This window comes from Nocardia sp. NPDC004711 (genome assembly GCF_053601595.1).
The window spans coordinates 13490-33708 of sequence record NZ_JBSGCB010000005.1 but is presented as its reverse complement, the minus strand read 5'-3'; the positions used below and the strand labels follow the sequence as shown (position 1 = coordinate 33708).

Genomic DNA, 20219 nt, shown 5'->3' with positions numbered 1-20219 from the left:
TCAACGACAAGAGGTTTATTTGCCATGCCCGAAAACACCGTCGACATCGTCATCGCCGGAGCCGGACCCAACGGCCTGATGCTCGCCTGCGAACTCGCACTCGCCGGCCTCCGCCCGATCGTGCTGGATCGGCTACCCGCACCCAGCCCCGAACCGAAGGCCAACGGCCTGGCCGGGCAGGTGGTCCGGGTCCTCGATATGCGGGGGCTGTACGGCGCGTTCAGCGGCAGTCCGGCCGCACCGGCCCCGACCCCGCGCTACATCTTCGGCGGCCTGCCCCTGGATCTCACTGCCGTACAACCGAATCCGGTGCACCTCGTCTTCAAGCCGCAACCGGAGATGGTGGAGATCCTCACCAAGCGCGCCATCGACCTCGGCGTGGACCTGCGCTGGGGACACGAGCTGACCGGCATCGAGCCCGCCGGCGACCAGGTCACGGTCACGGTGTCCGGACCCGACGGGCCCTACCCGCTGACCGCCCGCTTCCTGGTCGGGGCGGACGGCGGAAAGAGCCTGGTGCGCAAGCGGATCGGGATCGAGTTCCCGGGCATCACCTCCGACGGGCACGTCAGCCGGGTCGGCCATGCCACCCTGCCCGACGAGTTCCGTTCCGGCGACGGCGGCATCGAGATTCCCGGGGTGGGCCGGTTCGGACTCGGCCATCACCGGCTCGAACGCGGCATCTTCATCTACGCCGAACTCGATCCGGGCCGGCCGATCATCGGAACCATGGAATTCCAAGGCGGCGAGCAGTTTTCCGACGACGAACCCCTGACGTTCGAGGAACTGCGCGCGAGCGTCGAACGCGTCCTCGGCGCCCCGCTGCCCATCACGCCGCCGCCCGGCCCGGGCCCGCACACGCTGCGCCGCACGATCGGCCAGAACACCCGGGTGGCGCAGCACTACCGGCAGGGCGCCGTCCTACTGCTCGGCGATGCCGCGCACGTGCATTCGGCGATGGGCGGGCCCGGGCTGAACCTCGGCCTGCAGGACACCGTCAACCTCGGATGGAAGCTCGCGGCCGAAATCCGGGGCTGGGCTCCCGAGGGCCTGCTCGACACCTACGAGTCCGAGCGTCACCCGGTGGCCGAACGCGTGGTGATGTATTCGCTCTCCCAGGCGGCTCTGGTCTCCCCCGGTCCGGAAATCACCGCTCTCCGAGAGCTTTTCGGCGAACTGCTGCGGCTCCCCGCGGCGGCCGCCCATATCGCCGGGCTGCTGGCGGGCTCGGACATCCGCTACGACGTCGGCGACGATCATCGGCTGTCCGGCTACTTCTTCCCCGACGGCGCCCTCGAAACAGCCGGCGGCCCAACCCGGATCGCCGAACTCCTGCGCGACGCCCGCCCCCTCCTGCTGACCTTCGACACCGCCCTCGATCCGGTCGCTGCCGCGGCGGGCTGGACCGACCGCGTCACGCCCATCGCCGCCACCGCCACCGACGCACCGGCCGCGGCACTGCTGATCCGGCCGGACGGCTATGTGGCCTGGGCGACCGACGACATCACCCCGGCCGCTCAGGAGAGTCTCCGGAACGCACTGCACCGATGGTTCGGCGCACCCACTCCCGACGCCGCGGCCGGTTAGGAGGGTCGCGCGGGCTCGATCAGGAGTCGCTGGGCAGTCAACCTGATCGAGCCCGTCGGCACTGTCGCCGGCGGTGTCCGGACCCGTGGCCCTGCGACCAGCGTGATCGCGCCGGCCGCAGGGCCACGGTCCTGGGAATCCGCGTGCGGTCGAACTAGAGTCCTCCCATGGCGACATCGGAGGCGGAGTCGGCGGCGGGCGGTAACGGGGCGGCGGAGGCCGGGCGGGCCGCACGGAAGCAGGTGCCACGTCGATCGCTCGGTGAGTGGAAGCCGGCGGCGGATCGGGAGGATCCGATAGCGGTGCTGGAGCGTCAGGCCGCGACCCGGGTGCCCGAGCTGGTGGAGATCCGGTACGCGCGCATGGCGGCCGGGCAGTTCCCGTTCTACCGGGGTGCGCCGGCGATCATGGCGGCCGATCTGGCGAGCGGGCCGAACACCGGGCTCACCGTGCAGTTGTGCGGGGACGCGCACCTGTCGAACTTCGGCTTGTTCGCCTCGCCGGAGCGGTCACTCGTGTTCGACGTCAACGACTTCGACGAGACCCTGCCCGGGCCGTTCGAATGGGATGTGAAGCGGCTGGCAGCCAGCGTGGCGGTGGCGGCGCGGGCCAATGGGTGCGACGACGCCGAGGCGAGCGGGGCGGCGGCCGCGGCGGCGCAGGCCTATCGCGAGGCCATGGTGCGGCTGGCGGGTCTGGGCGAGACCGACGTCTGGTACGAGATGGTGGACGCCGAACGGGTCGCCGAGCTGCTGCGCCCGCACGACCGCAAGCAGACCGAGAAGGTGATCAGCCGGGCCCGGGCGCGCACCAGCCTGCAGGCGCTGGACAAGCTCACCGAACCCGGGCCCGATGGCGTGCCGCGCATCAAGGCCGAGCCGCCGCTGCTCAGACCGGTACCGAGAGAGCTGCACACCGAACTGCTCTCGGTGCTCTCGAACTACCGGGACACGCTGCCGGAGGAGCGCCGGGTGCTGCTGGATCGGTACGAATTGCGGGATATCGCCTTGAAGGTCGTGGGCGTGGGCAGCGTGGGCACGCGCTGCTTCATCGCGCTGCTGACCGGCCGCAATACCGGCGATCCGCTCTTCCTCCAGGTGAAGCAGGCCGAGAATTCGGTACTGGCCGCGCATCTGCGGAGCAGCAAGTTCCAGCATCAGGGGCACCGAGTGGTGCACGGGCAGCGGCTCACCCAGGCGGCCGGTGACATCTTCCTGGGCTGGGCGACCGGGCCCGATGGGCTGTTCTACTACTGGCGGCAGCTGCGAGACATGAAGGGCTCCTTGGTCATCGACGAGATGTCGGCGGCGCAGCTGCGGCTGTACGCCAGCCTGTGCGGGCACACGCTGGCGCGTGGCCACGCGCGATCGGGAGATCGGGTGGCCATCGCCGCGTATCTCGGCAGCAACGACGTCTTCGACCAGGCCATCGGAGCCTTCGCGCTGGCCTACGCCGATCAGACGGCAGCCGATCGCGAATCCCTGCTGGCCGCCATCGAATCCGGTCGCATCACGGCTGCCGAGAACCTCGCGCCGGAGAAGAACGGGCAGTAGGCGGGCCGGGCGCTACTCCGGGTTGACGGCGATCACCAGCTTGCCGGTCGAGGAGCGACCTGCCATCAGCCGGTGCGCTTCCGCGGCCTCGGCGAGCGGGAACTCGGCGGTGATGGGCAGCCGTACCTTGCCGGAGGTGGCCAATTCGAAGGCGTGCGAGGCAATCTCGTGCAGGACGTCCGGGGCCTCGACGCTCAGGCCGAGAATGGAGAACCCGGCCACCGAGCGGCCCTGCGGGTAGAGGTCGGGCGCGCCGACCTGCCACGGGCCCGCACCGCCCGCATTGCCGAAGGAGACCAGGCGGCCGAAGCGGGCCAGGGAATCCAGTGTACGGCGCAGGGTTTCACCGCCGATGGACTCCAGCGCGAGGTCCACGCCGCGACCGCCGGTGGCGGCGGCGACCTCCGCGTCGAAGGACTCGTTCAGAAACGCTGCGTCATAACCGTATTCGCGGGCGTACTCGGCCTTGGCCGGGCTGGACACCACGCCGTACACCGCGCCCGCGCCCGCGAGCTTGGCGATCTGCGCGACCACCGTGCCGACGCCGCCCGCCGCGGCCTGCACCAGCATGGTCTCCCCGGGCTGCAGGCGGCCGACGGTGTGCACCAGGGCGTAGGCGGTCGGCAGCACCGTGGGAAGCGTTGCGGCGGTGCGCAGATCGACGCCCTCCGGCACCGGGAACACCGTCGCGGCCGAGACGACCGCGACATCGGCGTACGCGCCGCCGTCGGTGATGGCGGCCACCGGCTGGCCGACCCGCAAACCCTCGACACCCTCGCCCACGGCCCGCACCCGCCCGGACAATTCCAGGCCCGGCACGAACGGCAGCCCCGGCACCCGATAGCCCACGGCCCGCGCCTGCAGATCGGCGAAATTCACTCCGACATAGGCGACGTCGATGGATACCCGCCCAGCCCCCGGCTCCGGCACCACGAGCTCCACCGACCGCAGCACCTCCGGTCCGCCATATTCGTCGAATCGAATCGCACGCATGCCGCCACACTCCCTCTCCGCCTGTTCACCGGCGGGTCGAACCACATCATCCGAACGCCGGACGCACCGCCTTGCAGCACCCGGGCGTCACCGGCTATTCCGCATGCTGCCCTTGAAGTCTCACTCCCGCCACCCGGTCCGGCCGGACACCGCTACCCGCAGCGATCGGCCGTCGCCGGACAGAGCGGTGAGTTCTCTTCAGCCTGAGCGATCGAACCTCGTAAGCCCGAGCATTGGGCCACGCCGACCGGCGATCGGCCGTCGCCACCGGGTCCGGTGAGCCACCGTCAGTCGAAGCGATGGGTCCGCGGCGGTCGGAGCAATGACCCCCGGTCAGCCAGAGCGATCGGCGTTGCGAGCGGTGCCGCGGTGGGCGGTGACCGTGGTGGGGTCCTCGGGCCAGGAGTGTTTCGGGTAGCGGCCGCGCAGGTCGGCGCGGACCTGGGGCCAGCCGGTGCGCCAGAAGGACGGCAGGTCGGCGGTGACGGCCACCGGGCGCTGCGCCGGGGACAGCAGGTGCAGCAGGATCGAGGCACGGCCGCCGGCCAGGCGCGGCGGCTCGGTCCAGCCGAAGATCTCCTGCACCTTGACCGCGAGCACCGGCGGGTCCGCGGAGTAGTCGAGGCGGACGCGGCTGCCGGAGGGCACCTCCAGTCGTTCGGGGGCGAGCTCGTCCAGGCGTGCGGCCTCGGGCCACGGGAGCAGGCGGCGCAGGGCCTGACCCGCGTCGGCGCGCTCCAGGTCGGCGCGGCGGCGGGCGGTGGAAAGCTCTGGGGCGAGCCAGGTTTCGGCGTCGGCCAGCAGCGTGTCGTCATCGACGGCGGGCCAGGGCGCGCCGAGGGTGCGGTGCAGGAAGTCCAGGCGCTGCCGCAGGCTGGAGGCATCCTCGTCCCAGCGCAGCAGATCCAGGCCGGTGGCGCGCAGTCCGCGCAGCAGGGCGGCCGACACCAGGCTCGGATCCGGTTCCCTGAGCGGCTGCTCCGACAGCACGATCGCGCCGAGGCGCCGCACCCGGCGGGCCACCAGATCGCCGTCGGCCCAGTCGACCTCGTCGGCGGTCTCCAGGAGGTTCGCGGCGGCCTGCCGGGCGAGCTGCTCATCTGCCTTGGCGGCCAATCGGATTCGCCCCTCGGCCTGACCCGGGTCGCGCCCGGCCACCGCGATGGCGAGCCATTCGGCGTCGCCCAGCCCGCTGCCCGGTGGCAGGGTCACCGCGGTGCCGCCCGCCATCAGGTAACTGGCCGAACCGGGGGCCCGGCGGCGGGCGAGCCGTTCCGGATAGGCCAGTGCGGCAACGAGAGCCGGGTCGTCCACGCCGTCGCCCTCGACGAGTTTCGCCAGCCGCTGCGCCTCCCGCTGCCAGCGGGCGGGCCGGTCGCCGCGCAGGCTCCGCAGTGCCACGGCCAGATCGATACCGGGAGCGAGGGAATCGTCATCGAGTAGCGCGACCACCTCGGCGGCCGCCCGCGCCCCCACCTCGCGCGCCCCGTCGAGCAGTGCGCGCGCCAGGCGCGGATGCAATCCGACAGCCGCCATGCGCCGTCCCCGATCCGTCACCGCCCCATGGTCATCCACCGCGTCGAGCGCCCGCAGCACCGCCCGCCCCGCCGCCAGCCCACCCGCCGGCGGCGCATCCCACCAGGCCAGCGCCTGCCCGTCGACGGTGCCCCAGCACGCCAATTCCAAGGCCAGCCGGGTCAGATCGGCGGTGCGGATCTCGGGTTCCGGATACGCGGGCAGGGTCGCGTGCTCGTATTCCGGCCAGCACCGCCACGCCCACCCCGGGCCTTCGCGGCCCGCGCGTCCGGCCCGCTGCTCGGCTACCGCGGCCGAAACCCGCACGGTCGCAAGCCCGGACAGCCCGCGCCGATGATCGATGCGCGGCACCCGCGCCAGCCCCGAGTCCACCACCGCCCGCACCCCCGGCACGGTCAGACTGGATTCGGCCACCGCTGTGGACAGCACCACCCGCCGCCGCGCGCCCGGCCGCAGCGCCGCGTCCTGGGCCGCGGCGGACAGCCTGCCGTGCAAGGGCAGCACGTCCACGTCGGGCAGTCCCGACAACAGGTCGGCGGTCCGGCGGATCTCCCCGGCCCCGGGCAGGAAGACCAGCACATCGCCCGCGCTGCCCGCCAATGCCTGGCGGGTCACCCGCGCCACCTGCTGCTCGATCCGCTCCCGGGCGGCCGGCGGCACGTACGCCAGCTCGACCGGATAGGCCCGGCCCCGCACCTCCAGCACCGGCGCGGCGGGCTCCCCCTCCCCGCCCAGCAGCGCCGAAAGCCGTTCCGCCGCAATGGTCGCCGAGGTCGCCAGCACCCGCAGGTCCGGCCGCAGCCCGGCCCGGGCATCCAGGAGCAGGGCCAGCAGCAGATCCGCGTCCAGGTGGCGTTCGTGGCACTCGTCCATGACGACCACGTCGACCCCGGCCAACTCCGGATCGTTCTGGAGCCGCCGCACCAGCAGCCCGGAGGTCACCACCTCGATCCGGGTCCCGGCCCCCACCTTCCGGTCCCCGCGCACCGCATACCCGACGGTCTCTCCGACCCGCTCGCCCAGCAGCGCCGCCATGCGCGCGGCCGCCGCCCGTGCCGCCAGCCGGCGCGGCTCCGCGACCACCACCCGTCCGCCGGTGGTCGCGGCCAGAGCCAGCGGAACCAGCGTCGTCTTGCCGGTTCCGGGCGGCGCGACCAGCACGGCGGTCCCGCACTCACCCAGGGTGGCCGCGATGCGGTCCAGCGCCGGGCGTACGGGGAGGTCGGGAAGATCAGGCAGCTTCATTACCGCTCAGTCTGCCGCCCCGGCGACGCGCCGCCGCCACCGGCGTGGGCGGCGACGGCCCGGAACGACCGATACCCTGACCGGTTCGTGCCGTTACGCGCAGCGGGCGGAGCCGGACTAGGGTGAGTCAGCCGATCTTGGACGAGGAGCCGCACACCACATGGGAATTCGATCCCGCCGCTGGTCGAGTCATTCCGGATTCCCTGCGGCGCCCGCACTCTCGGGCGTCGTCGCACTGGGCGCGATGCTGCTGCCCGCGCCGCCCGCCGGGGCCGCGCCGCATCCCTGGGCGCCCGCGCCGGTGAACAGCTGCGGCGAGACCGGATTCGATCCGCTGGACCGCCGAGCGGACCCGAACGGCGTCCAGCCGCAGGGTAATCAGACCATCAAGGTCCCCGTGCCGGTGCCCCAGATCGTCACCGTCCAGGTGCCCGGCCCGAAGCCCGACAACACCCGCGTCGATCCGGTCGCGCTGCCCGCCGATCCCTGCGCCAATCCGTGCCCGGATGTCCGCGACACCGTCCCGGCCCCGGTGAATCAGCCCGGCGGCGGCAGCGCGTCGCTGCCGCAGGTCGAGATCACCACCGAGCCCGAACCCATCCCGATCGTCGTGCCGGGCGGCGAACCACCCGAACCCCAGGCCGCGCCCACCGCGGCCGTCCAGTCTGCCGCGCCCGCGCCCGTGGCCGCGGCGGTGGCCGCGCCGCAGGTGGATTCGGTCCAGCTGGTCAACCAGGTCACCGGGCAGGGATCGGTCAATCGCACGAACATGCGCTGGTCGGTCGACGGCACCGACCTCGGGCTCATGTGGGAGACCAAGCCCGGCCAGGTCGCCGTCATGTTCGGCGACACCTTCGGCAAGGGCTGGAAACCCACCGGCGCCGGCACCGACCAGCAGGACTGGCGCAGCAATGTGCTGGCATACAGCAGCACTCGCGATCTGTCGCAGGGTCTGATCCTGGACGACTTCGTGCAGAACAGCCGCTGCCACGCCGCCGAACTGCTCGACAGCCGCAAGATCAAGAACTTCGAGACCACCACCATCCCCACCTCGGGATTCGCCGTCGGCGACCGCCAGTACCTGACCTACATGTCGGTCAACCACTGGTCCCAGATCCCCGGCATGTGGTCGACCAACCTGGGCGGCATCGCCTGGTCCGACGACGACGGCCGCACCTGGACCAAATCGCAGTGGGCCCGCTGGGACAACCTGTTCGGGCTCGGCCGCTTCCAGGTCGCCACCATGGTTCCGCACGGCGACTACGTCTACATGTTCGGCACACCCAACGGCCGCCTCGGCGTCATCGGCCTCGCCCGCGTCCCCGCCGACCAGGTCCTGAACAAATCGGCCTACCAGTACTGGATCGACGGCACCTGGACCCCCGCCGACGGCCCCAACGAATTACTCGCCACCCCACTGGTTTCCGGCACCGCCAGCGAACTGTCCATCCACTACGACCCCGAGTCGAACCAGTGGCGGATGGTCTACCTCGACGTCACCCGCAACCAGATCGTCCTCCGCACCGCCACCGAACCCCAGGGCGCCTGGTCGGATCCGACCCCGCTGCTCAGCACCGACGACTACCCCACCGCCTACGGCGGCTTCATCCACCCCTGGTCCACCGCCAAGGACCTCTACTTCACCATCTCCACCTGGAACAGCTACAACGTCTACCTCATGCACGCGACGCTGAAGTGATCGCGCGACGCTGAGGTGATACCGACCCGCTGAGCACTCCCGCTCGATTGCCGCCAGGTGTCGGTTACGCGACGGAACGGTGGAGATCCCGTCCGGCGTCGTGATCTTGTTGGCCGGCGGCGCGATGCTGACACGACCGAGCCGGGTCCGGGATCAGGTCGAAGGGAGCGCGCGTTGGGGCTGCGACGTCGTCAGGTATTGACCGGGATCATGGGGCTGGGCGGCCTGTTCGTCGCCGGCAGCGTGCCGTACCGGGGCAACGGGCTGCTCCCGCGCGCCTCGCGGCCCGCCGCCATCGTGTTTCCGCCCGTGGCCGCCGGGCGCGAGTTGAGTCCGCGTCAACTCGGCCGGGTGGGTGTGCTCAACGGGACCTTGACCTCGGTCTCCTGGGTCGACGAAACCGGCCGACCGCTACCGGGCGCGCTCTCCGCGGATCGCCTGGCCTGGATCAGTTCCGAACCACTCGGCTACGGCCACACCTATACGGCGTCGGTGGTGGCGAACGGCGAGACCGGCGACGTCGACACCACCGCCGTCTTCACCACTGTCCGGCCCGACACGCTGACCAGCGTCTCCTTCCGCTCGAACAATCTCCTCGACATCCAGGACGGTGAAACCTACGGCATCGGCCTGGTGCTGGTCGCGCACTTCGACGAGGCCGTCGACCGAGCCGCCGCGGAACGCACCCTCCGGGTCACCACCGAGCCCCACGTGCCGGGCGCGTGGTACTGGCTCGACGATCGCAATGCGCACTGGCGTCCGGAGAGCTATCACACGCCCGGCACCCGGATCACGGTGGCGGCGAACCTGTTCGGCACCCGCCTCGGCGACGGCGTGTACGGCCGGGACGACCAGCGGGTCTCCGTGGTGGTCGGCCCCTCCCACATCGCCATCGCCGACGACAACACCAAGCACATCGAGGTCTTCGAGAACGGCAACCTGGTTCGCAGCATGCCCACGTCCATGGGCCGGGGCGGTACCGCCGTGGTGGGCGGGCGGGTGTTGTCGTTCTGGACCCATCCCGGGGTCTACACCGTCCTCGATAAGAACAGCGTCGTCAGCATGGACTCCTCCAGCTACGGCCTGCCCGTCAACTCCGGCCTCGGCTACCGCGAAAACATCAGAAATGCCGTCCGCATCAGCCACGATGGCATCTACCTGCACGAACTCGCCGCGACGGTCTGGGCGCAGGGCAATACCAACGTCTCGCACGGCTGCCTCAACCTCAGTCCCGCGGACGCCGCCTGGTTCTTCGACTTCGCCAACCCCGGCGATGTGGTCGAGGTCCGCAATACCGGCGGCGATCCGCTCGACATCGGGCAGGGCGGTGACTGGACCATCCTCTGGCCGGACTGGCAGCGGGGCAGCGCCCTGGCCTGAGGGCCGTCAGCGGTCTGCGGGCAGGAAGTCGTCGAGCGCCGCCGCGACCAGCGCGGGCTGCTCCAGGGCCTCCATGTGCGGGGTGCCGGGCAGCTCGCGGTACTCGGCCACCGGGATGCGCTCGGCGACTCGCGATGCCGCCGCCGTAGGACAGACCCACCACGTGCGCCGTCTCCAGACCGAGCGCGTCCATGACACCGAGTCGAAACGCTCCATGGGTGGTGTCTCCTCGTGGTGTTGCGTTGCGGCCGGGCGAGCGGCAGCGGGGGTCAGCGGGCGCGGGGCCGTGAATCCCGCGATCCTCTCCCGCATCGCCCCGCTGGGCATCGAGCCTCCATTCCGCGCCCGCTCCAAGGTATGTGCGGACCCACCCCTCGTTGGGCCCGGACCGGGCAAATCTATCGGTGTTCGGACGGCGGGACGGGGATGGAACGCGCCTGCTAGGGGACATTTCGTGCCAAAGTGCATGATTCGATCCGCATGACTCGACCACGAATGGCGTTCAGATCACATTCACGGTAAGTCGGCGGGTTCGGTCACGCTGCGGGCCAACCGTTCTCGGTCCCGGCGACCTTGTTGGTTGCGACACCTCGCAGGATGACATCGAGTACGTCGCGCAGTTCGCCGGCTATCCGCTCCCGGTCGGTCGTGCGGCGGGCCCAGCGGTACACGACCCCGAGGTAGGCGTCGCGGAGCAGGTTCCCCAGCAGGACCGGATCCACGCGTGCGTCGATGTCGCCGCGCCGGACGCCGATCTCGACGATCCGCGCGAAAACCTCGGCGGTGTAGGGCTCTTCGGTGAGGGGCCGGCCCGTCTTCACCCACGCCGTCAGCATGATCTCGGTGACTCCGCGCTGCACCTCGCTGAGCTGGGCGAGACCGGCCATGCACCGGTGCAACAGCGCGCCGGTGTCGCTCGCCCCGGCCCCGAGCGGCTGCTCGATGCGGTCCATCAGTGTGCGGCGACGGTCCTCGGCCCACTCGGTGATGAGGTCTTCCTTGCGCGGGAAGTGATTGAAGAAGGTGCCGCGCGACACGTCCGCGCGTTCCGCTATCTCGTCGATCGTGGTTGCGTCGTAGCCCTTTTCGGCGAACAACTCCAGCGCGGACGTGTAGATCCGGGCACGGACCCGCTGCCGGTTGCGCTCCCTGCGGCCGATCACGGGTATATCGGTGGTAGTCACCATGTTTCGCTCCCCCTCAGGTCCGGCTCCCCACCGGTCCATGAATCACACAGATCCTAACCCGCTCCAACGCGGGCAGCCCCGGAACCAGTGGTTCCGGGGCGGGGAGCGGCGTCCTGTCAAGCAGCCAGGGAGCCCAGGAAGCCCAGGAGTATCTGTGCGTCGTCGCCGTAGTCGACGTGCGCCTTCGAGGCGTAGAAGGTGGCCATGTCGACGCCCTGGCGGCTCAGTTCCAGCAGATCGTTGATGCTGTCGATACCGCCGATGCTGAGCAGGGTTTGCGCGGCGACGCGGAGATCACCCCGTACGGCGTTGGTGAGGGGGCCGAGAACGGAGCCGGCCAGATCGAGTCCGGCCGGGGCGAGGGTCGCCACTTCGGCAGCGGCGCCGGACGCGTCGTTGCGAGTGAGGGATTCGACTGCGCGCCAGAGGGTGTCCTGCATGCGGCCGACATTCCCCGCGATGCGCAGGATGTCGATCTGGGTCAGGGCATCGGCGATCACGCTGGCAGCGGCGGTCCAGCCCGACGGGTCGATGGCCGCCGCCGCCCGGATGACCGAGCCGATGAGAGGCAGGTCCACGCCCGCGGCCGCCTGGACCATCGGAGCCAGGGCCATATTGAGGTTGCTCGCGATCTCGTGCGCACCACTGATATCGCCCGCTTGGATCAGATCGGGGAGGTTGGTGAGGCTTTGGAGAATGGCGGGCAGGTTCGCCGCGGTCGCCGTCCAACCGGCGCCGACCTTCACAGCCTGCGCGAGCAGTGTGCTGGGATCCGTGCCCGCGGGAATCAGGGATGCGATCATCGCGGAATCACCGCTGAGCACCCGGCCGAGCGCGAAAAGGAACGGGGACGTGGCGGCATTGAGCGAGCAGTACAGGTCGCCTTCGACGCACAGGGTGCGCACCCGATCGGTCAGCGCACCGAAGTCCTGACTCCGCGTCCCGGCGATGCCGTGACCGGGTTGCGGGTCGCCCAGCGAGAGAGTGGTTCTCGGATCGCGATGCGGATCGGCCAGTAGCCCCACGCCGACCACCCGATCGGCGCTGATCGGCCCCTCGCCATTGCCGATCTCGGTCGCGAAATCGCCGATTCCGTCCGCGCCCTGGCTGTACCCGGCAAGGAAGACTCGCGTCGAACCGCACAGGCTGCTCGCCATCTGGTGCAGCCGGGATTCGAGGGTGCTCAGGGATTGCGCATAGCTCAGCCCCTGATCGAAAGCGCTTGCCGCATACGGGGCATAGAGCACGGTGATGTCACTGCCGTACTGCCGTTGCAGCCCATCGCCGATCGGCCGGAGCATGCCGACCGGCACCATCGGATCCGCATCGAAACGCGTCTCCCAGGTCCCCGGCGCGAGAATCGCGGTGTACGGGGTGCAGGGCAGTGCGCCGTGCGTCTCTGCCCGCGCATCGCCGGCCACCGTGGTCCCGACCGTGACGCCCGCGGCAACCAAGATCGCCGCGCACGCTGTCGCCAGCCTGCTCATTGTCCAATTCCTCTGGTGCCGAAGGGGTTTCGGGCGGTGCGGCGGCAGGTCCTCGTTCCGCTGCGCAGCATAGACAATTCTCGCCATTCGCGGTCGGTTTCGCAGGCTTTTCAGACACATAATCGTTTCAGACCACGTCAGGGGCCTGCGGCCCACCCCGCCGCGTCGTCCCTGGGCGGCGGACTCGCTTCGGTCTGCTGGTCGACTACGCACAGCGCGAACTCGAGCACCACGACCACCCCTATCCCTGTTCGAGATTCCGGCAGCGCGTTTCCGGTTGGTCCGGCGCGGCGACGGGTGGCCGAGGGAATGCGGTCATGAGAGGAACTCCAGCAGTGCGGGGTTCACCGATCTCGGGGTGGTCCAGGCGATGGTGTGCGGACCTCCCGCGACTGTCGATGGTGTCGCTGTTCTGAGAAGCTTGCTGCCCTCTCCGGCTTCCAGCAAATTTGCGACCGGGTAATACGAAGCTGCGGCCGTTAGCCTCGAGCAGACGCTGAGCGATGCGGGCCCGGCATGTCCTCCCCGATATGGACGAAGACGCAACTGCCCGCGCCGATGACTCGCGAAAAAGGCCCGGAACCTGATGGTTCCGGGCCGCTTCCCTAGTAGCGGGGACAGGATTTGAACCTGCGACCTCTGGGTTATGAGCCCAGCGAGCTACCGAGCTGCTCCACCCCGCGTCGGTGAATACAACATTACACACAAGTGGGGAAGGGAACCTAATCGACTGGTCAGAGCCATTTTTCAGGGTCGGGAGGGAATCGGGCGCAGGGGTTCGGGGGTGCGATCGGCGGGGGCCGGATCGGGTACGGAGGCGGCGAGGTAGCGGGCGGCGATCATGATCGCCAGGGCGGCGGCGAGGATGAGGAGCAGGGCCGCGATGGAGATCCAGAACATCCGGTCGTAGAGGGCGATGTCGGTGCGGATGATGGCCCGGCGGGCGAACGTCATGGGGGCGATGTCTTTGAAGGGGCGGAACAGGAGTGGGGTGGTGCCGGCGGGGAAAACGCCGCCGAAGGCGAAGATTTGGAACATATAGAAGGAGAAGGCCGCGATGGAACCGGCGACGCGGCCGAAGAGCACGACGAACAGTTGCGCCGTCACCGCTGCCACCAGGCCGACGAGGGCGATGACGGCGACCATGGCGGGCCACTGTTGCGGGGACCAGCCGAGCCAGCTGCCGTAACCGGCGGCGAGGGCGGACAGGGCGATGACGCACGCCGCGCCGACCGCGGTGCCGCGCAGAACGGGGGCCGCGGCGCGCCGCCAGGGTGAACGGCTGCGGGCGGCTCCGCGCAAGGGGCGCACCAGCATCCACAGGACAATGGCGGCGAGGAAGGAGCCCATCACGACGAGCACGGGACCTGCGCCGCGGGCGATCTCCTTGTGGCTGCGGTCGCCGTCGCGGACGAGCTGGCTGGGTTCCTGGTTGCGGATGTCCATGGTGACGGGCTGGGCCATGACGTCGGCCGAGGCGTTGGGGTCGGCGATGTGGGGTGCTGCGGCCGCACCGTCGCGCAGGCCGTTGTCGAGCTGGGTTGCGCCGTCGCCCAATTGGGTGACGCCCGCCCGGAGGTCGCGGCCGCCGGCGACCAGCTGGTCCAGGCCCGTGGACAGGTCGTTCGCGCCGCTGCCGAGTTGTGCTGTGCCGTCCCGCAATTGGGTGCTGCCGTCGGCGAGGGCCAGCACGCCGGAGCGGTAGTCGGCCTTGGGATCGGTGAGCTGCCGGGCCAATTCCTTTGTGCCGTCCCGCAACTGGGTCAGCTGGCCGACGAGGGAATCGGGGTCGTCCGGCCGGACCTGGCCGATGAGGCTCTTCAGCTGGGTGACCGCGTCGGCCACCGCGGGGTCCGGGTTCCTGCTCAACTGGTCGAGCAGCGGATCGAGCTGGGTCGCGAGCCGTCCGGCGGGTTCGAGGGCGTCCAGCAGCGGCGTGACGACCTGGTCCACACCATCACGGATCTGCCGGGCTCCGGAGCCGAGTTGATCGGTGCCGGTGACCAATTGGTTCGCACCGTCGGCGAGCTGGACCGCACCGGTATGGAGCTGGCCCGTGCCGGTCGCGAGTTGCGCCGCGCCGGTGGCGGCCTGATCGAGTCCGGCGGTCAGCTGGTCGGAGCCGTCGGCGAGCTGCGTGGTGCCCTGGGCCAACTGGGTCGCCCCCTTGGCGGCATCGCCGAGGCCGGAGCCGAGACTGTTCACGCCGACCAGGATCTGACCGGCGTAACCGCGCCCGATGGTGGCCGCGATCTGGTTCTGCGCCTCGGTGACAACACTATTGGCCACAGCCGGTCCCAGCGTGCCGTTGAAGTCGTTGTACCAGACCATGATCCGAGCATGCTGCGGCGCGGGATCGGTCACGCTCAGCACGTTCCGGGTGAAGTCGGCGGGAATGACGACCGAGAAGGCGTACCGGCTCTCCCGCAGCCCGCGCACCGCTTCCGCGCTGCTGACCCGGTGGAACTGGAGTTCACCGCTGGACACCAGATTGTCGAGAATCTCGGTGCCCATGTTCTGGGCCTTGCCGTCGGAGATGCCGCCGGCATCATCGCTGGCGACGGCGACCGGAATCTGCTTCAGGTACAGCTCCGGATCCCACATGATCCACATGTAGACCGCCGAGACCAGTGTCGGCACCACCAGGAGCAGCACGATCGAGGCGCGCGCGAATGTGGATCCCCACGGCTTGCGCCGCAGCAGACCGCCGAGGTGACTGCGGATGGATGTCGATCTGTCTGCCACGGCGAACCCCGATACTGCGCACTGCCAAAGTCGGGCCCAAGATAACTGGTCACCCGTCCAAAATGTGCGAATTCGGGGAAATATCCGCCCGGCTCAGCGGCTCGCGTCCACCACCAGCGCGGTGGTGTTGTCGGTGCCGCCGCGACCGAGGGCCGTCCCCACCAGCGTCTCCGCCGCCTGACCCGCCGAAGTCCCGTGGGACAGAATCGACTTGATGATCGGCATATTGAGCTTCTTACCCACCCCATCGGTGCACAGCAGCAGCCGGCCCGCGCTCGATCCGGTGGCCGCGCGCCCGATGTCGCCCGGCTGCACGGTCCGCACCGAGGTCGTGACCAGATGCCGCATACCCGGCAGTGGGTCGCGCCCGCGCGCCCGGAAGTACTCGGCGACAGTGTGATCGGTGGTCATGCGGTGCAGCACGCGACCGTTCCACCGGTAGGCCCGGCAGTCGCCCACCCAGGCGATATCGCAGGGGCCGTCCAGCTGACCACTGCTCGGCAGCACCGCGACCACCAGCACGCTGTCGGCGCTCGACTCGGGTAGCTCACGCAGCAATTCCCGCTGCGCCGCCAGGATTCCGGCCTGCGCGCCGTCCCCGACCGCCGCCCGCGCCGCGGTCTGCGCCACCAGCCGCGCCGCCCGGGCCGCCGCCAGATGATCCCCCACCCCGTCGGCCACCACGAAAGCGCTGCGCCCGAGCCGCGCATCGGTGAACGTGGCGAACGCGTCCGCATTGATCGTGCGCCGCCCCAGCCGGCTCACCCCCGCCCCGGCCACCAAGCCGAGCCGCGCCTGCGCATCGGCGTCGACAGCGGCGACATCCCCAACCTCGATGGCTTCGGTGTGCACGACCGGACCTCCTGGGACTCCGTCTCACGGGGTGCTGTCCTGCAGCACTACCCCATTCAACGGCCGAAACCCAAGCTCCGCTCCCGAAATGTCTGTGTGCTTGCTGAGTAATTCGGGAGGTTCACGAATGAGGTGCTACGCCGCAACGCGTAGCACGGATGCCGCCGCGACGTTGGAGCCCGACTGGCCGCTCGGCGACTTCGCCGTCCTCTCCCAGCCGATCCTCTTCGCCGGAGGCGCGCTCGACACCACTGTCCGCTTCAGCGACCTGTCGGCCATGCGCACACTCGTCCCGAACCTGCTCGATCCCCTGGTCATCCCGGGTTGCGGCCACTGGATCCAGCAGGAGAGCTCGGACGAGATCAACGCCGCCATCCTGACCTTCCTCGACAAGGTCGGCTGACCAAATTCCGCGCGACTCCCTGCTCGCCCCTGATACACCGGTGGAGAACCCCAGCCTGGCCGCCCGAGGCAATACATCGGGTTGGATGCTCGTCTGGCATGAACGGAGAACCTCGAATATGCGAAGGGCCCGGAACCTGATGGTTCCGGGCCCTTCGCTTAGTAGCGGGGACAGGATTTGAACCTGCGACCTCTGGGTTATGAGCCCAGCGAGCTACCGAGCTGCTCCACCCCGCGTCGGTGAACACAACATTACACACGGGCTCGGAGATGCACCAAATCGGCTGGTCAAGCCAGGTTCCGGGGCGAGAAACAGTCTCGCCGGCGAGGGTGGCGAAGCGAATCAGGCCGGACGGTTGCCCCTAAAGCGGAGTGATCAGGGTGAAAATCTTCCATTTGAGAGTCTCGCGCGCACGTTCGGCCGCCCATTTGAGCATGAAACGTGACCGGAATCACAAATTCTTGGTGAGTTGAATCACATCACGGCCAGATAACAGACCGCTCGGGATTGACATTTGCAGCATAGCCAACCTGCATCAACACCGTTTTTCGGGTCATTCGCTTCATGCAATTCCGAAGTTATCAAGACGTGATCTGCCGAGATTTACTCGTTATCGTCAGTTGCGGCCCGGATCAAACCTGAGATGGGCTCCGACCCGAACCGCTGCACTCCGGAAACCCTGTCCCGCGGTCGGGCACCCCGACTCCTGGGGACAGGGACACGGCGGAGCATTTGCGCCGGGCTGGTCGGCACAGGGAGGGAAAACACCATGAAACAGAACCGGAAGATCAACACTCGCGTCCTCGGCCTCGCCGCCGTCACCGGCGCACTTGTTGCCGTCCCGTTCGGCTTCACCGCAACCGCCTCCGCCGCCCCGACCCACGACTGGGACGGCGTCGCCCAGTGCGAGAGCGGCGGCAACTGGGGTATCAACACCGGCAACGGCTACTACGGCGGTCTGCAGTTCTCGCAGAGCACCTGGGCCGCCAATGGCGGCGGCGGCCTCGCCTCCAATGCCAGCAAGGCCGAGCAGATCCGCGTGGCCGAGAACGTGCTCTCCACCCAGGGCGCCGGCGCCTGGCCGGTGTGCGGCCAGTACCTGCGCGCGGGCACCAGCGAGCCCGAGCCCCAGGCGGCCCCGGAGCCCGCAGCCCCGGCTCCCGTCCCCGCCCTCCCGACCGATCGCCAGGCCGTCATCGACCAGGCCAAGAGCGTTGCCGGCGGCCTCGCCCAGCAGTTCGGCGTGCAGGACCAGTACAACCAGGTCCTCCAGTCCAACGCCGCCCTCATCGAATCCTGGGGCAAATAACCCGAATCTCCTTCCCACACCGGAAGAAATGGAAAGGTGCTGCGTCAATGGCGACGCAGCACCTTTCGCTATTCGGAGGCAACAATTCTTATTGTGCGGCAGTAAATCCCGCGCGATTATCGAGAGCCCATTCCTGAAAGGTTCGCGGTGACCGGCCCGTGACCTCCGCGACCGTCGGGTGCACCACCGAGGTGAAGGACTCCAGCGCCGTGGCGCGCAGGGCCATGATGGCCGTGGCCAGCTCCGGCTCCACCCCGAAGCGCAGCAGATCCGCCCGCGCCCGGTCGGCCGAGATCTCCTCGAAACGCAGTGGGCGGCCGAGTATTTCGGCGAGGGTCGCGGTCTGCTCGCCCGGGGAGAGCGCCTGCGGACCGGTGACCGTGTAGACCTGACCGGCATGGCGCGCCGGGTCGGCGAGCGCCGCGACGGCGACGGCGGCGATGTCGCGCGGATCCACCACCGCGATGCGGCCCTGGCCGAAAGGCGCACGGACGGTGGCGGATTCGCGGATCGAGGGCGCCCAGTGCAGCGCGTTGGACATGAACCCCATGGGGCGCACCATGGTCCACGCGATCCCGCTCGCGCGTACCGCGTCCTCGCCGGCGCGATGCCAGGCGGGGATCGGGTCGGTCGCGGCCGCGTCACCGGCTCGCCCCGACGACAGCTTCACGATGTGCTCGACGCCCGCGGCCGCGGCGGCCCGGGCGAGATTCGCGTCGTGCGTGGGGATCTCGGGGCCCGCGGTCGACAGGAAGACGCCGCGGACACCGGTCAGCGCGGCGGGCAGGCTGTCCGCGTCGCCGAGATCGGCGCGCACGACCTCCACACCGGCGGGCAGGCCGGCCGCCTCGGGGCGGCGGGTGACGGCCCGCACCGGCAGACCCTCGGCCTGCAGCCGATCGACCACCGCGCGGCCGACGGTGCCGGTGGCTCCGGTCACGAGAAACATGGGTACTCCGTTCGTCGGTGGGGGCGGGGTGTGTCCCGCTCCTTCATCCTGCGAACGGCGCGGAATAGCGGCTATCCAGCGCCATCGGATTGCGGATATCTTCCGTATCAGCCTGACCTGCGATGATTTCTTCCATGTTGGACGAGGTGGATCGCGGCGTTGTCCACGCCCTGCACATCGATGGACGCGCGCCCTTCAGCCGCATCGGCGAGGTGCTCGGTGTCTCGACCCAGACCGTCGCCCGCCGCTACCGCCGCCTGCGCGCGGAGTTCGGGCTGCGGGTGGTCGGGCTGCCGGACCCGGGGCGCACCAGCACCACCCAGTGGCTGGTCCGGCTCACCTGCACCCCGGCGGCCGCGCGAAAACTGGCGCACGCCTTGGCGAAACGCGGCGACACCAGCTGGGTGATGCTCACCTCCGGGGGCACCGAAATCTTCCTCATCATCGACGGCCCCGGTCCCGACGCACCCGCGCTGCTGCTCGACGACCTTCCCCGAACCTCGGCGATCACCGGCATCTCCGCGCACTACGTACTGCACACCTACCTCGGCGGCCCGACCGCCTGGCCCGGTCGACTCACCACGCTGGACGCCGAACAACGTCGGAAACTACTGTCAGACACCATTTTCAGCCCTGATGAGCCGTCGGTCCCGGGCGCAGCGAACTCATCCGCCGACAACAGCCACCCGGTTCCGACGACCGAGACGGAGGAACCAGCCGGGCACGCCGAGATACACGGCTCAGGCTCGTCCGGTACCAGTCGACAGTCGAATTCCCGGGCCGGCGTTCGCAAACCGGTCTCCCCCACCGACGCGCCACTGTTCTCGGCATTGCGTGCCGACGGCCGCGCGACCTTGGCGGACCTGGCTGCCGCCACCGGCTGGTCACAGTCCACGGTGGCGCGGCGCATCGCCGACCTGCGCGCTGCCGGGGCACTCTATCTGGATGTCGACATCGACGATCGCGTCTTCGGCGTCACCACTCGCGCCCTGCTGTGGGCGACCGTCGCTCCGGGTCAGCTCGACGCGGTCGCCGAATCCCTCTCCCAGCACCAGGAATTGGCGTTCGTCGCGGCGACGACCGGCCGCACCAACCTGATCGCCGAGGCCCTCTGCCCCGACCCGGCCGCACTGCACCGCTATCTGACTCGCCGCCTGGGATCCTTCGACGCCATCCACGCGCTCGAGACCACCCCGGTCCTCTACACGGTCAAGTCGACCGCGCCTCCCACTGCACTCACCTCTCGACCGGGTCGCTGAAATCGGAAGCGCCCCAGCCACACCACCCGCCTCGA

Annotated in this window: 15 protein-coding genes and 2 tRNA genes; 7 read left to right on the top strand and 10 right to left on the bottom strand. The window is 69.7% G+C overall.

Annotated features, from left to right (window positions below; all coding sequences use genetic code 11):
- The first annotated feature begins 24 nt into the window (after window positions 1–24).
- Together ACWEKS_RS06050 and ACWEKS_RS06045 are read left to right on the top strand one after the other, a co-directional pair.
- Entirely contained in the window at window positions 25–1587 is a 1563-nt protein-coding gene (locus ACWEKS_RS06050; RefSeq protein ID WP_452339061.1) for an FAD-dependent monooxygenase, read from the top strand.
- A 167-nt stretch (window positions 1588–1754) separates the two neighbouring features.
- Window positions 1755–3140 carry a DUF2252 domain-containing protein gene (locus ACWEKS_RS06045; RefSeq protein ID WP_452339060.1) on the top strand — a complete coding sequence of 462 codons (1386 nt, stop codon included), beginning with the start codon at window positions 1755–1757 and terminating at the stop codon, window positions 3138–3140.
- A gap of 12 nt (window positions 3141–3152) precedes the next feature.
- Here the strand turns inward: ACWEKS_RS06045 and ACWEKS_RS06040 are convergent, their stop codons facing one another.
- Complete coding sequence (locus ACWEKS_RS06040) at window positions 3153–4133, bottom strand: quinone oxidoreductase family protein (protein WP_452339059.1); 981 nt, start codon at window positions 4131–4133, stop codon at window positions 3153–3155.
- Window positions 4134–4466: 333 nt separating this feature from the next.
- A complete protein-coding gene (gene hrpB / locus ACWEKS_RS06035; RefSeq protein ID WP_452339058.1) occupies window positions 4467–6914 on the bottom strand; it encodes an ATP-dependent helicase HrpB in 2448 nt (815 codons plus the stop codon).
- A 160-nt stretch (window positions 6915–7074) separates the two neighbouring features.
- Here hrpB and ACWEKS_RS06030 point away from each other — a divergent pair, with 160 nt between their 5' ends.
- Both ACWEKS_RS06030 and ACWEKS_RS06025 read left to right on the top strand, forming a co-directional pair.
- Window positions 7075–8613, top strand: coding sequence for a DUF4185 domain-containing protein (locus ACWEKS_RS06030; protein WP_452339057.1), 1539 nt, complete (start codon window positions 7075–7077; stop codon window positions 8611–8613).
- Window positions 8614–8787: 174 nt separating this feature from the next.
- Window positions 8788–9993, top strand: coding sequence for an Ig-like domain-containing protein (locus ACWEKS_RS06025; RefSeq protein WP_452339056.1), 1206 nt, complete (start codon window positions 8788–8790; stop codon window positions 9991–9993).
- A 6-nt stretch (window positions 9994–9999) separates the two neighbouring features.
- Here ACWEKS_RS06025 and ACWEKS_RS06020 read toward each other — a convergent pair whose 3' ends face one another.
- From ACWEKS_RS06020 to ACWEKS_RS05995, 6 genes are all read right to left on the bottom strand, one after another.
- On the bottom strand, window positions 10000–10320 hold the full coding sequence (locus tag ACWEKS_RS06020; protein ID WP_452339055.1) for an alpha/beta fold hydrolase: 321 nt from the start codon (window positions 10318–10320) through the stop codon (window positions 10000–10002).
- Between the two features lie 209 nt (window positions 10321–10529).
- Entirely contained in the window at window positions 10530–11180 is a 651-nt protein-coding gene (locus ACWEKS_RS06015; protein ID WP_452339054.1) for a TetR/AcrR family transcriptional regulator, read from the bottom strand.
- 116 nt (window positions 11181–11296) lie between these two features.
- The gene (locus tag ACWEKS_RS06010) at window positions 11297–12667 is read right to left on the bottom strand and encodes a cutinase family protein (RefSeq protein WP_452339053.1); all 1371 of its coding nucleotides are present in this window, start codon (window positions 12665–12667) and stop codon (window positions 11297–11299) included.
- Window positions 12668–13276: 609 nt separating this feature from the next.
- Window positions 13277–13350: transfer RNA gene (locus ACWEKS_RS06005), tRNA-Met, on the bottom strand.
- A 64-nt stretch (window positions 13351–13414) separates the two neighbouring features.
- Window positions 13415–15412, bottom strand: a complete 1998-nt coding sequence (locus ACWEKS_RS06000; RefSeq protein WP_452339052.1) for a YhgE/Pip domain-containing protein — start codon at window positions 15410–15412, stop codon at window positions 13415–13417.
- A 93-nt stretch (window positions 15413–15505) separates the two neighbouring features.
- Window positions 15506–16264, bottom strand: coding sequence for a PP2C family protein-serine/threonine phosphatase (locus ACWEKS_RS05995; protein ID WP_452339051.1), 759 nt, complete (start codon window positions 16262–16264; stop codon window positions 15506–15508).
- 127 nt (window positions 16265–16391) lie between these two features.
- On the opposite strand from ACWEKS_RS05995, the gene ACWEKS_RS05990 reads away from it, so the two are divergent.
- Window positions 16392–16667: an alpha/beta fold hydrolase gene (locus ACWEKS_RS05990; protein ID WP_452339050.1), complete on the top strand. Its 276-nt coding sequence runs from the start codon at window positions 16392–16394 to the stop codon at window positions 16665–16667.
- 162 nt (window positions 16668–16829) lie between these two features.
- Here ACWEKS_RS05990 and ACWEKS_RS05985 read toward each other — a convergent pair.
- A tRNA-Met gene (locus ACWEKS_RS05985) sits at window positions 16830–16903 on the bottom strand.
- A gap of 533 nt (window positions 16904–17436) precedes the next feature.
- Here ACWEKS_RS05985 and ACWEKS_RS05980 point away from each other — a divergent pair.
- Window positions 17437–17976 (top strand): transglycosylase family protein, encoded by a 540-nt coding sequence (locus ACWEKS_RS05980; RefSeq protein WP_452339049.1) that lies wholly within the window; start codon window positions 17437–17439, stop codon window positions 17974–17976.
- 88 nt (window positions 17977–18064) lie between these two features.
- Here ACWEKS_RS05980 and ACWEKS_RS05975 read toward each other — a convergent pair whose 3' ends face one another.
- Window positions 18065–18925 carry an NAD(P)H-binding protein gene (locus ACWEKS_RS05975; protein WP_452339048.1) on the bottom strand — a complete coding sequence of 287 codons (861 nt, stop codon included), beginning with the start codon at window positions 18923–18925 and terminating at the stop codon, window positions 18065–18067.
- 134 nt (window positions 18926–19059) lie between these two features.
- On the opposite strand from ACWEKS_RS05975, the gene ACWEKS_RS05970 reads away from it, so the two are divergent.
- On the top strand, window positions 19060–20184 hold the full coding sequence (locus ACWEKS_RS05970; protein WP_452339047.1) for an Lrp/AsnC family transcriptional regulator: 1125 nt from the start codon (window positions 19060–19062) through the stop codon (window positions 20182–20184).
- Window positions 20185–20219 lie beyond the last annotated feature (35 nt).